The organism is Pseudomonas sp. S34 (assembly GCF_009866745.1).
Taxonomy (GTDB): domain Bacteria; phylum Pseudomonadota; class Gammaproteobacteria; order Pseudomonadales; family Pseudomonadaceae; genus Aquipseudomonas; species Aquipseudomonas jessenii.
Genome location: NZ_CP019398.1, coordinates 827,870 through 842,819, shown reverse-complemented (window position 1 = coordinate 842,819; position 14,950 = coordinate 827,870). Strand labels below are relative to the sequence as shown.

Here is a 14,950-nt window from a genome sequence, read left to right as displayed (position 1 = left end):
GGGACCACCCTCAAGCCTTGCTACATCAGGGCGAGCGATCAGCGTCGCTTGGCCATCTCGGTGATGAAGCGATCGAACAATGGCGCTACGTCGTTCGGGCCAGGGCTGGCTTCCGGGTGACCCTGGAAGCTGAAGGCGCTCTTGTCGGTACGCTCGATACCTTGCAGGGTGCCGTCGAACAGCGATTTGTGGATCGCGCGAACGTTGGCCGGCAGGGTCGCTTCGTCTACGGCAAAACCGTGGTTCTGGCTGGTGATCATCACCACACCGCTGTCCAGGTCCTGGACGGGGTGGTTGGCACCGTGGTGGCCATGACCCATTTTCAGGGTCTTGGCGCCGGAGGCCAGGGCCAGCAGTTGGTGACCGAGGCAGATACCGAAGACCGGAATTTCGGTTTCCAGCACGTCCTTGATCGCCTGGATCGCGTAGTCGCAAGGCTCCGGGTCACCAGGGCCGTTGGACAGGAATACGCCGTCCGGCTTCAGCGCCAGCACATCGGCAGCAGGTGTTTGCGCAGGCACGACGGTCACGCGGCAACCGCGCTCGACCAGCATGCGCAGGATGTTCACCTTGACGCCGTAGTCGTAGGCAACCACGTGGTACGGCAGCTCGGAAGCTTCGATGGTCGCGTGGCTGTCGGTTTTCAGATCCCAGACAGTCGAGCGCCACTCGTAGCTTTCCTTGGTGCTGACGACTTTCGCCAGGTCCATGCCCTTGAGGCCTGGGAAACCCTGGGCGGCGGCAATGGCGGCGGCTTCGGAAATGTTGTCACCGGCCATGATGCAGCCGTTCTGCGCGCCTTTTTCACGCAGGATGCGCGTCAGGCGGCGGGTGTCGATACCGGCGATGGCCACAACATTGTTGGCCTTCAGGTAGTCGGACAGGGACATCGTGTTACGCCAGTTGCTCGCCACCAGTGGCAGGTCACGGATGACCAGGCCGGCAGACCAGACGCGGTTGGACTCGGCGTCTTCCGGCGTGGTGCCGGTGTTGCCGATGTGCGGGTAAGTCAGGGTAACAATCTGTTGGGCGTAGGAAGGATCGGTAAGGATTTCCTGATAGCCGGTCATTGCGGTGTTGAACACCACCTCACCAACGGTTTGACCGTCGGCTCCAATGGCTTCGCCGCGAAAAATGCTGCCATCAGCAAGGGCGAGTATGGCTGGCTTAGTCAAGAAGACCTCCCGTAAATAAAGCCTGAAAGGGCGATCGCAGGTTGTAAAAAAGCGGAGTGACGTATGGACACGTCACCCCGCTTCTTCACTGAATTATTCTGCGCGCTTTTAGTGGACACACTAAAGCTGTAGCTTACAGAAAAAGGCCTTTTTGGTCTACCGCCAATGAGCCTTAAAGGCTGGAGAATGCGACAGGACGTCGCTTGGCGGAACAAAACCGGGCTCAAACGCTGTGCGCGAGCCCGATTTCGGGTGCATCTTAACGCAGATCGAGCACGTCTTGCATGTCGTAAAGACCAGGCTCGCGCCCGTCCAGCCACAATGCGGCACGCACCGCACCCTTGGCGAACGTCATGCGACTGGATGCCTTGTGTGTGATCTCGACACGCTCGCCGTCGGCGGCGAACAGCACGGTGTGATCACCGACGATGTCGCCAGCGCGTACAGTGGCGAAACCAATGGTCTCGCGATCACGAGCGCCGGTCTGGCCCTCACGACCATACACCGCCACCTTTTTCAGATCGCGACCCAACGCATCGGCAATCACCTCTCCCATGCGCACGGCAGTGCCGGACGGCGCATCGACTTTATGCCGATGGTGAGCTTCGGTGATTTCGATATCGACATCGTCGCCCAATACGCGAGCGGCCGTGTCGAGCAACTTCAGGCACAGGTTGACCCCGACACTGAAGTTGGCCGCGAAGACAATCGGAATGTCCTTGCCCGCTTCCGCCAGCAACTGCTTTTCTTCAACGCTGAAACCGGTGGTACCGATGATCATGGCCTTGCCGTGTTTACGGCAGAACGCCAGGTTCTTCAGGGTCACCGTCGGGTGCGTGAAGTCGATCAGCACGTCGAACTCGTCGACCACCCGATCCAGATCACCGGACAGAGGCACGCCGATACGACCCAGCGCAGCCAACTCACCGGCATCCGCGCCGACCAACGTGCTGTCGGGACGATCCACCGCCGCCGTCAGACCGGCGCCCGGGGTTTGCTGCACGGCTTCAATCAGGGTCTTGCCCATGCGCCCGGCGGCGCCCATCACTGCAATACGTCGCATGCCTGTCTCCTTACAAATCGCCGAAGAAGCGCTTCACGCCTTCGAACCAACCGGTGGTTTTTGGCGAATGGCTGTTGTCATCCGCCAGCGAACTACGGAATTCCTCGAGCATTTCACGCTGGCGACGGCTCAGGTTGACCGGAGTCTCGACCGCCACGCGGCACATCAAGTCGCCAGCACCACCGCCACGCACTGGCGCGACACCCTTGCCGCGCACACGGAACTGCTTGCCGGTCTGGGTCCCCTCAGGGATCTTCAGCTTGACCCGACCATCAAGGGTCGGAATTTCCAGCTCACCACCCAGCGCCGCATCGACGAAGCTGATCGGCACTTCGCAGAACAGGTGCTTGCCATCGCGCTGGAAAATCGAGTGCTCGCGCACATTGATCACCACGTACAGGTCGCCAGTCGGGCCACCCTGGGCACCCGCCTCGCCTTCGCCGGACAGACGAATGCGATCACCGGTATCGACACCGGCCGGCACTTTCACCGACAGGGTCTTGTACTCTTCGATACGACCTTCGCCGTGGCAGGAATCGCACGGATCGGAAATGATCTTGCCTTGGCCATGGCAGCGCGGGCAGGTCTGCTGCACCGAGAAGAAACCTTGCTGCATGCGCACCTGGCCGATACCGCCGCAAGTCGGGCAGGTCACCGGCGCAGAACCTTTCTTGGCGCCGGAGCCGTCGCAAGGCTTGCAGTTGACCAGCGTCGGAACGCGGATATTCACGGTCGTACCGCGCACCGCCTCTTCGAGATCCAGCTCCAGGGTGTAGCGCAAGTCACTGCCGCGCTGAGCACCGCCACGGGAACCGCCGCGACCGCCACCGAAGAAGTCACTGAAGACATCACCAAAGATGTCGGAGAAGTTCTGACCGCCGAACCCGGCACCGCCGCCACCCATGCTCGGGTCGACACCGGCATGGCCGTACTGATCGTACGCCGCGCGCTTGCTGGAATCGGACAGCACTTCGTAGGCCTCGTTGGCCTCCTTGAACATCTCTTCCGACGCCTTGTCATCGGGATTACGGTCCGGGTGGTGCTTCATCGCCAGGCGACGGTAAGCCTTCTTCAGGTCCGCTTCGCTTGAGCCACGCTCAACACCCAACACTTCGTAATAGTCACGCTTTGCCATAAGTCTTTGCACTCTTGAGGACGTCCGACAAAACCCTCCTGAGTTTGCCGAACTCGTTGAGCCCCAATACAGGCCCGGACCCAACTCACGTCAATTCAACGATCCTGGTCTTTGATTCTTGCGGTACTTGCGGCACGAAAAGCAGGAGCATTTCCGGCCATACCACCAGCACGTGAACGTTGTCGCATGCTGTAAAAATTCGCGTATTCCAGATACGCCAACGCGGGAGCAAGCTCCCGCGCGGCGACATCCTACCAGTCACCGCCTAAAGGCAGTCAACCGGCCGACCAACAACTTACTTGTGGTCTTTGACTTCTTCGAACTCGGCGTCGACAACGTCGTCAGCCTTTTCCGCCTTGTCGTCGTGCGGTGCCGCGCCTTCAGCAGGCTGAGCCTGTTCGGCGTACATCTTCTGCGCCACTGGAGCGGAGACTTTCGACAGCTCTTCAACCTTGGCGTCGATAGCAGCCTTGTCGTCGCCTTTAACGGCGGCTTCCAGGGCAACTACGGCAGCTTCGATTGCAGTCTTCTCTTCAGCGGTCACTTTATCGCCGGCGTCGGAGACCATTTTGCGAGTCGAGTGAACCAGTGCATCACCCTGGTTACGGGCAGCGGCCAGCTCTTCGAACTTGCGATCTTCCTCGGCGTTAGCCTCGGCATCACGCACCATGCGCTCGATTTCTTCGTCGGACAGACCGGAGTTGGCCTTGATCACGATCGACTGAGTCTTGCCGGTAGCCTTGTCCTTCGCACCTACGTGCAGGATGCCGTTGGCATCGATGTCGAAGGTCACTTCGATCTGCGGCACGCCACGTGGAGCTGGTGGAATGTCGGCCAGGTCGAACTTGCCCAGGGACTTGTTCTGTGCGGCTTGCTTACGCTCGCCTTGCAGCACGTGAATGGTCACGGCGCCCTGGTTGTCGTCGGCAGTCGAGAACACTTGCGATTTCTTGGTAGGAATCGTGGTGTTTTTCTCGATCAGCGCAGTCATCACGCCACCCATGGTTTCGATACCCAAGGTCAGCGGGCTGACGTCGAGCAGCAGAACGTCTTTCACGTCACCGGCCAGTACCGCACCCTGGATGGCAGCACCCATGGCAACCGCTTCGTCCGGGTTGACGTCTTTACGAGCTTCTTTACCGAAGAACTCGGTTACCAGCTTCTGAACCAGTGGCATACGGGTCTGACCGCCCACCAGGATCACGTCGTTGATCGCGCCAACGTCGATACCGGCATCTTTCATTGCGATGCGGCAAGGTTCGATGGTGCGCTGAACCAGGTCCTCCACCAGCGCTTCGAGCTTGGCGCGGGAGATCTTCACGTTCAAGTGCTTAGGACCGGTGGCGTCTGCAGTGATGTACGGCAGGTTCACGTCGGTCGACTGGCTCGAGGACAGTTCGATCTTGGCTTTTTCAGCAGCTTCTTTCAGGCGCTGCATGGCCAGCGGGTCGCCCTTGAGGTTCATGCCGCTTTCTTTCTTGAATTCGTCGACGAGGTAGTCGATCAGACGAATGTCAAAGTCTTCACCGCCCAGGAACGTGTCACCGTTGGTGGCCAGTACTTCGAACTGGTGCTCGCCATCGACTTCAGCGATCTCGATCACGGAAACGTCGAAAGTACCGCCGCCCAGGTCGTAAACGATCACGGTGTGATCGCCCTTGGCCTTGTCCATGCCGTAAGCCAGAGCAGCTGCGGTTGGTTCGTTGATGATACGTTTTACGTCCAGGCCAGCGATGCGGCCGGCGTCTTTGGTCGCCTGGCGCTGGCTGTCGTTGAAGTAGGCCGGAACGGTGATCACCGCTTCAGTCACGGTCTCGCCGAGATAGTCTTCGGCGGTCTTCTTCATCTTCTTCAGGATTTCAGCCGAGATTTGTGGCGGTGCCATTTTCTGGCCGTTCACTTCAACCCAGGCGTCGCTGTTGTCAGCCTTGACGATCTTGTAAGGGACCATCTGAATGTCTTTCTGCACGACTTCTTCGTCGAAACGACGACCGATCAGACGCTTCACCGCGTACAGGGTATTGTGCGGATTGGTCACGGCCTGACGCTTGGCCGACTGGCCAACCAGGATTTCGCCATCGTTGGCGTAAGCGATGATCGACGGCGTGGTACGCGCGCCTTCAGCGTTTTCAATAACTTTTGCCTTGCCGTTTTCCAGCACGGAGACGCAGGAGTTGGTAGTCCCCAGGTCGATACCGATAATTTTGCCCATGTTCACTCTCCCGAAACTTTGGATTTGGTTGCCGCAGCAGTGGTGGCTAACTGCGGTAGCACTTAAACGCTTGACTTATAAATGGGGGCCTTGCGGCGGATTTCAAGCCTGCTCGTCAATCGAAGGCGAAACCGGCGCAGGCGCCTTGCTGACCACGACCATCGCCGGGCGCAACAGGCGACCATTGAGCTGATAGCCCTTCTGGAACACCTTCAGAACGCTGTTAGGCTCGACATCGGCGCTTTCCTGCATGGCCATTGCCTGATGCTGAACGGCGTTGAACGGTTCGCCATGCGGATCGATCGCTTCAAGCTGATAACGCTTGAGAGTGTCGTGGAACATTTTCAGGGTCAGCTCGATGCCTTCGCGCATCGGACGGATGCTTTCGTCGTCCGGGCTGGACAGTTCCAGGCCACGCTCCAGGCTGTCGACGATCGGCAGCAGGTCGCCGGCGAATTTTTCCAGCGCGAACTTGTGAGCCTTCTCCACATCCTGCTCGGCGCGACGGCGGACGTTCTGCAGATCGGCGGCTACACGCAAAGCCTGATCCTGAGCGCCTGCCAGTTGCTCTTCGAGCACTTGTACACGAGCCGCCAGGTCATCACCCGAAGCCTCGGGCGCCTGGTTGGCGTCTGGGTTTTGCGTATCCACTGTCTGTTCGTCAGCCATAGATTTCTCCTTTCAATTTCGTCCGCGAGCTCAACTCGCGCGTCTGCCCAGCTATATGGGGCCGCAAAATCCGGCTTCAAGGGGGGTCGACGATTAACCCTACAAAAAACAACTGCTTTGTCATTCCCGGTCGCGATAAGGCTTTCGTCGGTCCGAGCGAATCGAGCTAACGAGGGGCATTGTCAGCCCGAAACAAAACACTGTATAAATAACCAGATCTAACACCTGGGAGCGGCCCATATGCTGGTGCACCTGTCCGTACACAACTACGCCATCGTTGAACATCTCGATCTCGAACTCGATCGCGGGATGAGCGTGATCACCGGAGAAACCGGCGCGGGCAAGTCGATCATGCTCGACGCGCTGGGCCTTACCCTGGGTGATCGTGCCGACAGCGGCGTGGTCCGCCCCGGCGCCGACAAGGCAGATATCCTGGCCACCTTCGATCTGGTCGACATTCCGGAAGCCAGCGCCTGGCTGGCCGAACGCGACCTCGAAAACGACGGCCCGTGCATCCTGCGCCGGGTCATCACATCCGAAGGACGTTCGCGCGGCTACATCAACGGCACGCCCTGCCCCCTTGGCGACCTCAAGGCGCTGGGCGAGCTGCTGATCGACATTCACAGCCAGCACGAACACCAATCCCTGCTCAAGACCGATACTCACCGCCGCCTGCTCGATGAATATGCCGGCGCGACCGACCTTGCCCGCCAGGTTCAGCTCGCCGCCCAGCGTTGGCGCCAGACCCGCCAGGAACTGGAGCGACTCTCCAACTCCGGCGATGAGCAACGCGCCCGCCATCAGTTGCTCAGCTATCAACTCGAAGAACTGGAAAACCTTGGCCTTGGCGACAACGAGCTGGAGCAGCTCGAGCAGGAACACAAGAACCTGACCAACGCCGAGACCTTGCTCGGGATCTGCCGGCAAGTCGTCGAGCAATGCAGTGAAAGTGATTCCGGGAATGTACTGAACGCCCTGACCGCCAGCCTCAACCGCCTGTCGAGCGTGAACAGCTCGATCGGTGCGCTGGGCGAAGCCAGCAGCCTGTTGACCAGTGCACAGATCCAGGTTGAAGAGGCCGTGGGCGAACTGAACCGCTTCCTCGACAACTTCGACGCCGATCCGTCGCGCCTTCAATACCTCGAAGAGCGCCTCGACGCGATCTACACCCTGGCGCGCAAACACCGCATCCAGCCGACCGAAGTCGCCGAGATGCAGCAGAAACTGCTGGATGAAATCGAAACCCTCAACGCCAACGACGAATCCATCGAACGACTGAGCGATGAGCTGTCTTCATACGCTCGCCATTATCAGGAAAAGGCTCGCGAACTGAGCGATCTGCGCCATCAAGCCTCGAGCAGCCTGGCCAGCGCCGTGGAACAGGAGATCCAGCGCCTGGGCATGCCTGGCGGGCGCTTCACCATCGAGTTACGCCCAAACAGTAGCGACGAGCTACTACCTAACGGACTTGAACAGGTTGAACTGCTGGTCAGCGCCAACCCTGGCCAACCATTGAAAGCCTTGGCAAAAGTTGCATCCGGAGGCGAGCTGTCGCGGATCAGCCTGGCGATCCAGGTGATAACCGCGCAGACATCTCGCGTTCCCACTCTGGTGTTCGACGAAGTGGACGTTGGTATCGGTGGTCCGACTGCAGAAATCGTCGGCCAGCTGCTGCGTCGCCTCGGCGAGCGCGGGCAGGTACTGACCGTGACCCACTTGCCGCAAGTGGCGGCGCAAGGCCATCAACATCTATTTGTGCATAAAGTGCGCGGCGAAGATGCCACCCGCACGGCCGTTTCCAGATTGAGCAAAAACGACCGCGTCGAAGAAGTCGCACGGATGCTGGGCGGCATCGACCTCACCAAGGAATCCCTGGCGCATGCCAAAAAAATGGTGGTGGCCGCAAAAGCCTGAATAAAGGCAGAAAGCACGAAGGCGACCCTAGGGTCGCCTTCGTTCGTTTCGCGAACTGAATGTTCGCGCGACATGCTTACTTTTTCTTGCGCACGTACAGCACCAGATTGTGATCAACCATCTCGAAGCCATACTTGTCGACGATTGCTTTCTGAAGCCGCTCGATTTCTTCGTCGAAGAATTCGATCACTTCGCTGGTTTCGACGTTGACCATATGGTCGTGATGCTTTCCGTCGTCCAGTTCGAAGACCGCATGGCCTCCGTCGAAGTTGTGCCGCACCACAAGGCCAGCTGCCTCGAACTGGGTCAGAACACGGTAAACCGTGGCCAGACCGACGTCCTCACCAGCCTCCATAAGGGCCTTGTAGACATCCTCGGCACTCATGTGGCGCTGCTCGGCGGAATCGAGCATTTGCAGAATTTTGACCCGTGGCAGGGTCACTTTGAGGCCGGCTTTGCGTAGTTCGCTATTTTCAACCATGGTCAGCTTTCTCGCGATGCTGCTTCGCAGCTTCTCTTAATGCGGGTATGATCGGCGTTTACGTTGTCCCAGCCAAGATAGTGGAAGTCGCCCACCGATGCAAAACACCAAGCTCTTGCTAACCAGTTTCACCTTTGTGGGACTGCTCGCACTCGCCGGTTGTTCATTCCCCGGGGTTTACAAAATCGACATCCAGCAGGGCAATGTCGTCACGCAGGACATGATAGACCAGTTACGCCCGGGAATGACCCGTAAGCAAGTACGGTTTATCATGGGCAACCCTCTGCTGACTGACACGTTCCATGCCGATCGCTGGGATTATCTGTACAGCCTGCAACCGGGTGGCGGTGAACGCCAACAGGAACGCATTAGCGTTATCTTCAACCCAAATGATCAGCTTGTCAGCCTCTCCGGCGATTTCATGCCAGGCGTGAGCCGTGACGAAGCCATTCTCGGCAAGGACAGCGGCACGACAGTGGCTGCCCCGGCAGAAAACGTCGAGAAGCCAAAACCGGAAAAACCGGTCAAGCCAGGTTCGTTGCTGGATCAGATCCAGAAGGACGTCGACGGCGTAGAAACCGTTCCGGTCCCGACGCCGGAACCACTGGACACCTCGCCGCAATAATTTGCGACGCAATAAAAAGCCCGGCATGCCCGGGCTTTTTATTGTCTGGCGTTCAAGCCACTCACTGATTCCGCGCTTTGGCCTCGGCAGCTTTCGCCGCGCGCAGTCGGCGCACCTCTTTCGGATCGGCCAGCAACGGGCGGTAAATCTCGATGCGATCCCCGGCCTGGACTACCCGACTCTCCGGGTCAGCGACCACCTTGCCGAAGATCCCCACAGGGCAATGGGTCAGATCCAGCCCCGGAAACTCTTCAGCCACGGCCGACCTGAGCAAGGCCGCCCGTACGGTCGTTCCGACAGGTACGGCCACTGTCAGCAGCACCTGACGGTCTACGGCCGCGTAGACCACCTCGACTTCAATCATGACCTCAACCATGTATCTGCTTGGCGCGCTGGCAGAACGCATCCACCAAAGTGTTGGCCGCCTGATTGAACAGCGGCCCCAAGGTGGCGCGAACCAGCGGCCCGGCATAATCGAATGACAGATCGAGGCTGATCTTGCAGGCTTTGTCGGTCAGCGCCTTGAATACCCAGATGCCATGCAATTGGGTGAAAGGGCCCTCTTCGAGGTTCATTTCGATCGACTGCCCCGGAATCAACGTGTTGCGCGTCACGAAATGCTGACTGAGGCCACCCTTCGCCACACCGACACTCGCCCGCATATGCTCTGGTGAGCTCTCCAGGACTTCGGCGGACGAGCACCACGGCAGAAACTCCGGATAGCGCGCCACGTCGTTGACCAGGTCATACAGCGCTTGCGCCGGGTACGGCAGCAAGGCCGAACGTGAAATGTGTGTCGTCATGTCAGCGTCACTTCCACAGCTGGGCGGCAAACACTACGAGAATGCCGATGGGCGCCACATAGCGCATCAAGAACAAGGACAGGCCAAACAGCGCAGGGTTACGGATCGACAACTCGTCACGCACCGCTTCACGCCCCATGATCCAGCCCGCAAACACCACGAAACACAAACCGCCAAGCGGCAGCATGAGTCGCGAGGTGAAGAAATCGATCACGCCAAAGAAGTCGAGGCCTCCGGCCGCTCCCCATTGGTAGAGGTGGAACATCCCGCCTTCGTTCACGAAGAACTTGGCCTCCTTCCAGATATTGAAGGAGAACACCGTACCCAGACCGACAAACCAGCAGCTGAACGCCAGCCAGAAGGTGACCCAGGCACGACTCACTTTAGTGCGCTCGACCAGGTAGGCCACCATCGGTTCCAGCAGGGAAATCGCCGAACTCCAGGCAGCGACCGCCACCAGCACGAAGAACACAACACCCATCAATTGCCCGAACGCTACGTTACCGAAGGCAAACGGCAGGCTGACGAACATCAGCCCCGGCCCTTCGCTCGGATTCAGGCCCGCCGCGAAAACAATCGGAAACAACGCCAGGCCGGCCACCAGGGAAACGAAGGTGTCGAGCAGCGCCACCCCGACAACCGTCCCTGAAATCGATGAGTTCTTCGGCATGTACGCACCGTAGATCATGATCGAGCCAACGCCCACGCTCAGGGAAAAGAACGCATGCCCCATCGCGGGCAACAAGCCGTCCATGACCTTTTCCGGGTGGAAGTCGAACATGAAATGCACGCCGTCCATGAAATGACCGGTGGTCATGCTGTAGCCCAGCAGTACGAGGATCATCACGAACAACAACGGCATCATGATGCGCAAACTGCGCTCAAGCCCGGCAACCACGCCCTTGGCGATCACCACCGCTGACAACAGCATGAAAATCGTGTGCCAAAGTGTCAGGCGCCAGGGATCGGCGATCACATTGCCGAAGTAAGCCCCCACCTGATCAGGCGTCGCACCCTGAAAATCGCCACGCCCCATGTCGATGATGTAGTCCAGCGACCAGCCGCCAACCACACTGTAGAACGACAGGATCAGCAATGCCGTGATCATCCCGGCAAACGCGCCCCAGGACCATTTGGCCGAGTGCCCCGCCTCGACCGCCAGTATCTTCAAGGCATTGGCCGGACTCTGCCGGGCACGCCGGCCGATCAGGGTTTCCGCCAGCATGACCGGCACGCCGATCAATGCGATACAGGCCAGGAACATCAGCACGAAGGCGCCGCCGCCATAGACGCCGACCATGTACGGGAATTTCCAGATACTACCCAGCCCCACGGCCGAACCGGTCGCGGCGAGTATGAAGACCCAGCGGCTAGCCCAACTGCCGTGGACAGAAACCTTGTCTGTCGACATCGTTATCACGCCCAAGCGTTCAAAAAAGAGGCCGCATTGTCCGGGATTCAATCAACCTGCTCAAGCACGTAGCAACACCGTAGCCGACTCGCGTGCAACTCCCTATAATGCCGCCCCTATGGCTAAACAGAAGAAACACCCAACAGGGACCATCGCGCAAAACAAAAAGGCGCGACACGATTACTTCATCGAACATCGTTTCGAGGCTGGTCTGGTCCTGGCCGGCTGGGAAGTAAAAAGTCTGCGGGCAAGCAAACTGCAGCTGGTTGACAGCTACGTACTGCTCAAGGATGGCGAAGCCTGGCTGCTCGGCAGCCACATTACGCCCCTGACGACCGCCAGTACCCACGTCATTGCCGATCCGGTGCGCACCCGTAAATTGCTGCTCAACCGGCGCGAGCTGGAAAAGCTGGCCGCGGCCGTGCAGCAAAAGGGTTACGCCTGCGTATGCCTGTCCTGGTACTGGAGCAAGCACATGGTCAAGTGCGAGATCGCTCTGGGCAAGGGCAAGAAGGAATACGACAAGCGCGATACCGAGCGCGAACGCGACGCCGGTCGCGAGTTGCAGCGTGCGGTGCGCAACAAGGGCAAGGAAGACTGACTCTTTCGCCTTGAGGCCCCTTCGCGGGCAAGCCCGCTCCCACAGGGTTTCGGTGTACCTGTGGGAGCGAGCTTGCCCGCGAAAGCAACCTCACAAATGATATGGAGCCGACTGGCTACATCCCCTTGCGCCGTTCCGCCCGGGCCACGCGCTGCACTTCCTGACGCACCTCCTCCAGTACCTCCTGCACATACAGAATGTGTCGGCTGGAAACTTCCCGCGCCTGCTCCGCCCGCCCTTCGATAATCGCCTGATACAACTCTCGATGCTGCGTGATCAGCATGTCGCGGGTTTCAGTGCGCTGCTTGTACATGCCACCTATGTTCGTCACCACGTTGCGCTTGAGCAGGTCGAACAGCCCGCGAATGGTGTGAAGCAGCACAGCATTGTGGCTGGCCTCGGCGATCGCCAGGTGAAAGCTTGCGTCCGCCGCACCCTCTTCGGCACGACTCACCTCTTCGTGACGCGAATAGCAGTCCTGTAATTCGTTGAATGCCGCGGTCAGTCGCTCGCGATCCACATCAGTGGCACGCAACGCCGCATAGTAGGCGCAAGACGCTTCCAGCGTATGCCGAAACTCCAGCAGATCGCGCTGTGCCTCGGGGTTGCTTTCCAGCAAGTGCAACAAGGGATCACTGAAGGTGCTACCCAGCGACTCCACCACATAGTTGCCGCCGCCCTGGCGACTGACCAGCAGGCCCTTGGCGGTCAGCTTCTGAATGGCTTCGCGCAACGAAGGGCGTGACACACCAAATTGTTCGGCCAACGCACGTTCGGCCGGCAAGCGCTCACCCGCTTTCAGCGTGCCCTCGAGGATCATGCCCTCAAGCTGCTCGACAATATCGTCAGACAAACGGCGCTGACGAATCTGATCAAACCCCATAACTCGATTACTCCACGATCCGACGGCTCGCCGGGGCTCTATTCTGGCCTATCGGCGCCGCGCCAGCACCTGCCATTGCGCATTTGGTCTTACCAGACAGACGACCTGCGCTCTTCGCATTCGACAAAAGTTTTAGGGCGGCAAATTGACACACCGCCTACAAGGCTTTTACCCTAGCCAACAGCGATTGTAAATTGGTCTTACCAATTATCCAAGAACGCTGATCAGTGCCTGACCAACAACAATTAGGGGCCACCCCATATGCAAACCTGGCAACAGCTCTATACCCCGCTTGGCAGCCTCGGCTTGTCCGCACTCGCCGCCGTCATCCCCATCGTATTTTTCTTCCTGGCTTTGGCCGTGTTCCGCCTCAAAGGACATGTGGCCGGCAGCATCACCCTGGCTTTATCGATCCTGGTGGCGATCTTCGCCTTCCAGATGCCGGTCGATATGGCGTTCGCCGCCGCCGGGTATGGCTTCGCTTATGGCCTGTGGCCGATCGCCTGGATCATCGTGGCAGCGGTGTTCCTCTACAAACTGACGGTCAAGAGCGGGCAGTTTGAAGTCATCCGCAGTTCGGTTCTGTCGATCACCGATGACCAGCGCCTGCAAGTTCTGCTGATCGGTTTCTGCTTCGGCGCCTTCCTCGAAGGTGCAGCCGGTTTTGGCGCACCCGTGGCGATTACCGCTGCGCTGCTGGTAGGTCTTGGCTTCAACCCGCTGTACGCGGCCGGCCTGTGCCTGATCGCCAACACCGCGCCGGTGGCCTTCGGCGCCCTGGGCATTCCGATCATCGTTGCCGGGCAAGTGACCGGTATCGACGCGTTCAAGATCGGCGCCATGACCGGCCGCCAACTGCCGCTGCTGTCGCTGTTCGTGCCGTTCTGGCTGGTGTTCATGATGGACGGCCTGCGCGGCGTGCGGGAAACATGGCCGGCAGCGCTGGTGGCCGGCTTGAGCTTTGCCGTCACCCAGTACTTCACCTCGAACTTCATCGGCCCGGAACTGCCGGACATCACCTCGGCCCTGGCCAGTCTGATTTCCCTGACCCTGTTCCTGAAAGTCTGGCAACCAAAACGCGCCGCCGGCCAACACATCGTCGGCGCTGTCTCGGCCTCCGTGGTGAGCGCCAGCGTCGGTGGTTTCGGCCAGAAGCGCACCACCGTGGCTTCGCCCTACAGCCTTGGGGAAATCTTCAAGGCATGGTCGCCGTTCCTGATCCTGACCGTACTGGTCACCATCTGGACCCTGAAGCCGTTCAAGGCGATGTTCGCCGCCGGCGGTTCGATGTACAGCTTCGTATTCAACTTCGCCATCCCGCACCTGGACCAGATGGTGATCAAGGTCGCACCGATCGTAGTCGCGCCAACCGCCCTTCCGGCAGTGTTCAAACTGGACCCGATCTCCGCCACCGGCACGGCGATTTTCTTCTCGGCGCTGATCTCGATGCTGGTGCTGAAGATCAATATCAAAACTGGTCTGACCACTTTTAAAGAGACCTTCTACGAACTGCGCTGGCCGATCCTGTCCATCGGCATGGTGCTGGCGTTTGCCTTCGTCACCAACTACTCGGGCATGTCTTCGACCATGGCCCTGGTGTTGGCAGGCACCGGTGCAGCGTTCCCGTTCTTCTCGCCGTTCCTCGGCTGGCTGGGCGTGTTCCTCACCGGTTCCGATACCTCGTCCAACGCCCTGTTCAGTTCGCTGCAAGCGACCACTGCGCACCAGATCGGCGTCAACGACACCTTGCTGGTGGCGGCGAACACCAGTGGTGGCGTGACCGGCAAAATGATCTCGCCACAATCGATCGCCGTGGCCTGCGCCGCGACCGGCTTGGTGGGTAAAGAATCGGATCTGTTCCGCTTCACCCTCAAGCACAGCCTATTCTTTGCAACGATTGTCGGCTTGATCACGTTGGCCCAGGCCTACTGGTTCACCGGCATGCTGGTGCACTAAGGACTACAGGCAACACGATAAA

General features: G+C 59.3%; 14 protein-coding genes. 4 read left to right on the top strand and 10 right to left on the bottom strand.

The annotated features are described in order from the left end of the window. Positions 1 to 38 precede the first annotated feature (38 nt). The 5 genes from carA to grpE form a co-directional block, all read right to left on the bottom strand. Positions 39 to 1,175 (bottom strand): glutamine-hydrolyzing carbamoyl-phosphate synthase small subunit, encoded by a 1,137-nt coding sequence (carA, locus tag PspS34_RS03570; protein ID WP_046038697.1) that lies wholly within the window; start codon positions 1,173 to 1,175, stop codon positions 39 to 41. Between the two features lie 259 nt (positions 1,176 to 1,434). Next, on the bottom strand, positions 1,435 to 2,238 hold the full coding sequence (gene dapB / locus PspS34_RS03565; protein WP_057716481.1) for a 4-hydroxy-tetrahydrodipicolinate reductase: 804 nt from the start codon (positions 2,236 to 2,238) through the stop codon (positions 1,435 to 1,437). A gap of 10 nt (positions 2,239 to 2,248) precedes the next feature. Next, complete coding sequence (gene dnaJ, locus PspS34_RS03560) at positions 2,249 to 3,373, bottom strand: molecular chaperone DnaJ (protein WP_150812840.1); 1,125 nt, start codon at positions 3,371 to 3,373, stop codon at positions 2,249 to 2,251. A gap of 295 nt (positions 3,374 to 3,668) precedes the next feature. Next, the gene (gene dnaK, locus PspS34_RS03555) at positions 3,669 to 5,585 is read right to left on the bottom strand and encodes a molecular chaperone DnaK (RefSeq protein ID WP_057716483.1); all 1,917 of its coding nucleotides are present in this window, start codon (positions 5,583 to 5,585) and stop codon (positions 3,669 to 3,671) included. A gap of 102 nt (positions 5,586 to 5,687) precedes the next feature. Further along, positions 5,688 to 6,254, bottom strand: a complete 567-nt coding sequence (gene grpE / locus PspS34_RS03550; RefSeq protein WP_015093431.1) for a nucleotide exchange factor GrpE — start codon at positions 6,252 to 6,254, stop codon at positions 5,688 to 5,690. A gap of 240 nt (positions 6,255 to 6,494) precedes the next feature. Here grpE and recN point away from each other — a divergent pair, with 240 nt between their 5' ends. Continuing rightward, complete coding sequence (gene recN, locus PspS34_RS03545) at positions 6,495 to 8,168, top strand: DNA repair protein RecN (RefSeq protein ID WP_057716484.1); 1,674 nt, start codon at positions 6,495 to 6,497, stop codon at positions 8,166 to 8,168. A gap of 76 nt (positions 8,169 to 8,244) precedes the next feature. Here the strand turns inward: recN and fur are convergent, their stop codons facing one another. Beyond that, positions 8,245 to 8,649 carry a ferric iron uptake transcriptional regulator gene (gene fur / locus PspS34_RS03540; protein WP_003197684.1) on the bottom strand — a complete coding sequence of 135 codons (405 nt, stop codon included), beginning with the start codon at positions 8,647 to 8,649 and terminating at the stop codon, positions 8,245 to 8,247. A gap of 97 nt (positions 8,650 to 8,746) precedes the next feature. On the opposite strand from fur, the gene PspS34_RS03535 reads away from it, so the two are divergent. Beyond that, complete coding sequence (locus tag PspS34_RS03535) at positions 8,747 to 9,274, top strand: outer membrane protein assembly factor BamE (RefSeq protein ID WP_057716485.1); 528 nt, start codon at positions 8,747 to 8,749, stop codon at positions 9,272 to 9,274. 61 nt (positions 9,275 to 9,335) lie between these two features. Here the strand turns inward: PspS34_RS03535 and PspS34_RS03530 are convergent, their stop codons facing one another. From PspS34_RS03530 to PspS34_RS03520, 3 genes are read right to left on the bottom strand one after another with little or no spacing between them, the layout of a single operon-like run. Then, positions 9,336 to 9,650, bottom strand: a complete 315-nt coding sequence (locus PspS34_RS03530) for an RnfH family protein (protein WP_154861565.1) — start codon at positions 9,648 to 9,650, stop codon at positions 9,336 to 9,338. After that, positions 9,643 to 10,077, bottom strand: coding sequence for a type II toxin-antitoxin system RatA family toxin (locus PspS34_RS03525; protein ID WP_057716487.1), 435 nt, complete (start codon positions 10,075 to 10,077; stop codon positions 9,643 to 9,645). The genes PspS34_RS03530 and PspS34_RS03525 overlap by 8 nt, the downstream gene beginning before the upstream one ends. A 7-nt stretch (positions 10,078 to 10,084) precedes the next feature. Continuing rightward, on the bottom strand, positions 10,085 to 11,488 hold the full coding sequence (locus PspS34_RS03520) for a sodium-dependent transporter (RefSeq protein ID WP_154861564.1): 1,404 nt from the start codon (positions 11,486 to 11,488) through the stop codon (positions 10,085 to 10,087). A 118-nt stretch (positions 11,489 to 11,606) separates the two neighbouring features. On the opposite strand from PspS34_RS03520, the gene smpB reads away from it, so the two are divergent. Next, positions 11,607 to 12,089 (top strand): SsrA-binding protein SmpB, encoded by a 483-nt coding sequence (gene smpB, locus PspS34_RS03515; protein WP_008057382.1) that lies wholly within the window; start codon positions 11,607 to 11,609, stop codon positions 12,087 to 12,089. Positions 12,090 to 12,204: 115 nt separating this feature from the next. On the opposite strand, the gene PspS34_RS03510 is transcribed toward smpB, so the two are convergent. Further along, positions 12,205 to 12,972 carry a GntR family transcriptional regulator gene (locus PspS34_RS03510; protein ID WP_057716489.1) on the bottom strand — a complete coding sequence of 256 codons (768 nt, stop codon included), beginning with the start codon at positions 12,970 to 12,972 and terminating at the stop codon, positions 12,205 to 12,207. 261 nt (positions 12,973 to 13,233) lie between these two features. Here PspS34_RS03510 and PspS34_RS03505 point away from each other — a divergent pair, with 261 nt between their 5' ends. Further along, on the top strand, positions 13,234 to 14,928 hold the full coding sequence (locus PspS34_RS03505) for a lactate permease LctP family transporter (RefSeq protein WP_057716490.1): 1,695 nt from the start codon (positions 13,234 to 13,236) through the stop codon (positions 14,926 to 14,928). Positions 14,929 to 14,950 lie beyond the last annotated feature (22 nt).

Coding starts and splice junctions, on each gene's coding strand:
- dapB (WP_057716481.1), bottom strand. CDS start 2,238: ATGCGACGTATTGCAGTGATGGGCGCCGCCGGGCGCATGGGCAAGACC.
- dnaJ (WP_150812840.1), bottom strand. CDS start 3,373: ATGGCAAAGCGTGACTATTACGAAGTGTTGGGTGTTGAGCGTGGCTCA.
- dnaK (WP_057716483.1), bottom strand. CDS start 5,585: ATGGGCAAAATTATCGGTATCGACCTGGGGACTACCAACTCCTGCGTC.
- grpE (WP_015093431.1), bottom strand. CDS start 6,254: ATGGCTGACGAACAGACAGTGGATACGCAAAACCCAGACGCCAACCAG.
- recN (WP_057716484.1), top strand. CDS start 6,495: ATGCTGGTGCACCTGTCCGTACACAACTACGCCATCGTTGAACATCTC.
- fur (WP_003197684.1), bottom strand. CDS start 8,649: ATGGTTGAAAATAGCGAACTACGCAAAGCCGGCCTCAAAGTGACCCTG.
- PspS34_RS03535 (WP_057716485.1), top strand. CDS start 8,747: ATGCAAAACACCAAGCTCTTGCTAACCAGTTTCACCTTTGTGGGACTG.
- PspS34_RS03530 (WP_154861565.1), bottom strand. CDS start 9,650: ATGGTTGAGGTCATGATTGAAGTCGAGGTGGTCTACGCGGCCGTAGAC.
- PspS34_RS03525 (WP_057716487.1), bottom strand. CDS start 10,077: ATGACGACACACATTTCACGTTCGGCCTTGCTGCCGTACCCGGCGCAA.
- PspS34_RS03520 (WP_154861564.1), bottom strand. CDS start 11,488: ATGTCGACAGACAAGGTTTCTGTCCACGGCAGTTGGGCTAGCCGCTGG.
- smpB (WP_008057382.1), top strand. CDS start 11,607: ATGGCTAAACAGAAGAAACACCCAACAGGGACCATCGCGCAAAACAAA.
- PspS34_RS03510 (WP_057716489.1), bottom strand. CDS start 12,972: ATGGGGTTTGATCAGATTCGTCAGCGCCGTTTGTCTGACGATATTGTC.
- PspS34_RS03505 (WP_057716490.1), top strand. CDS start 13,234: ATGCAAACCTGGCAACAGCTCTATACCCCGCTTGGCAGCCTCGGCTTG.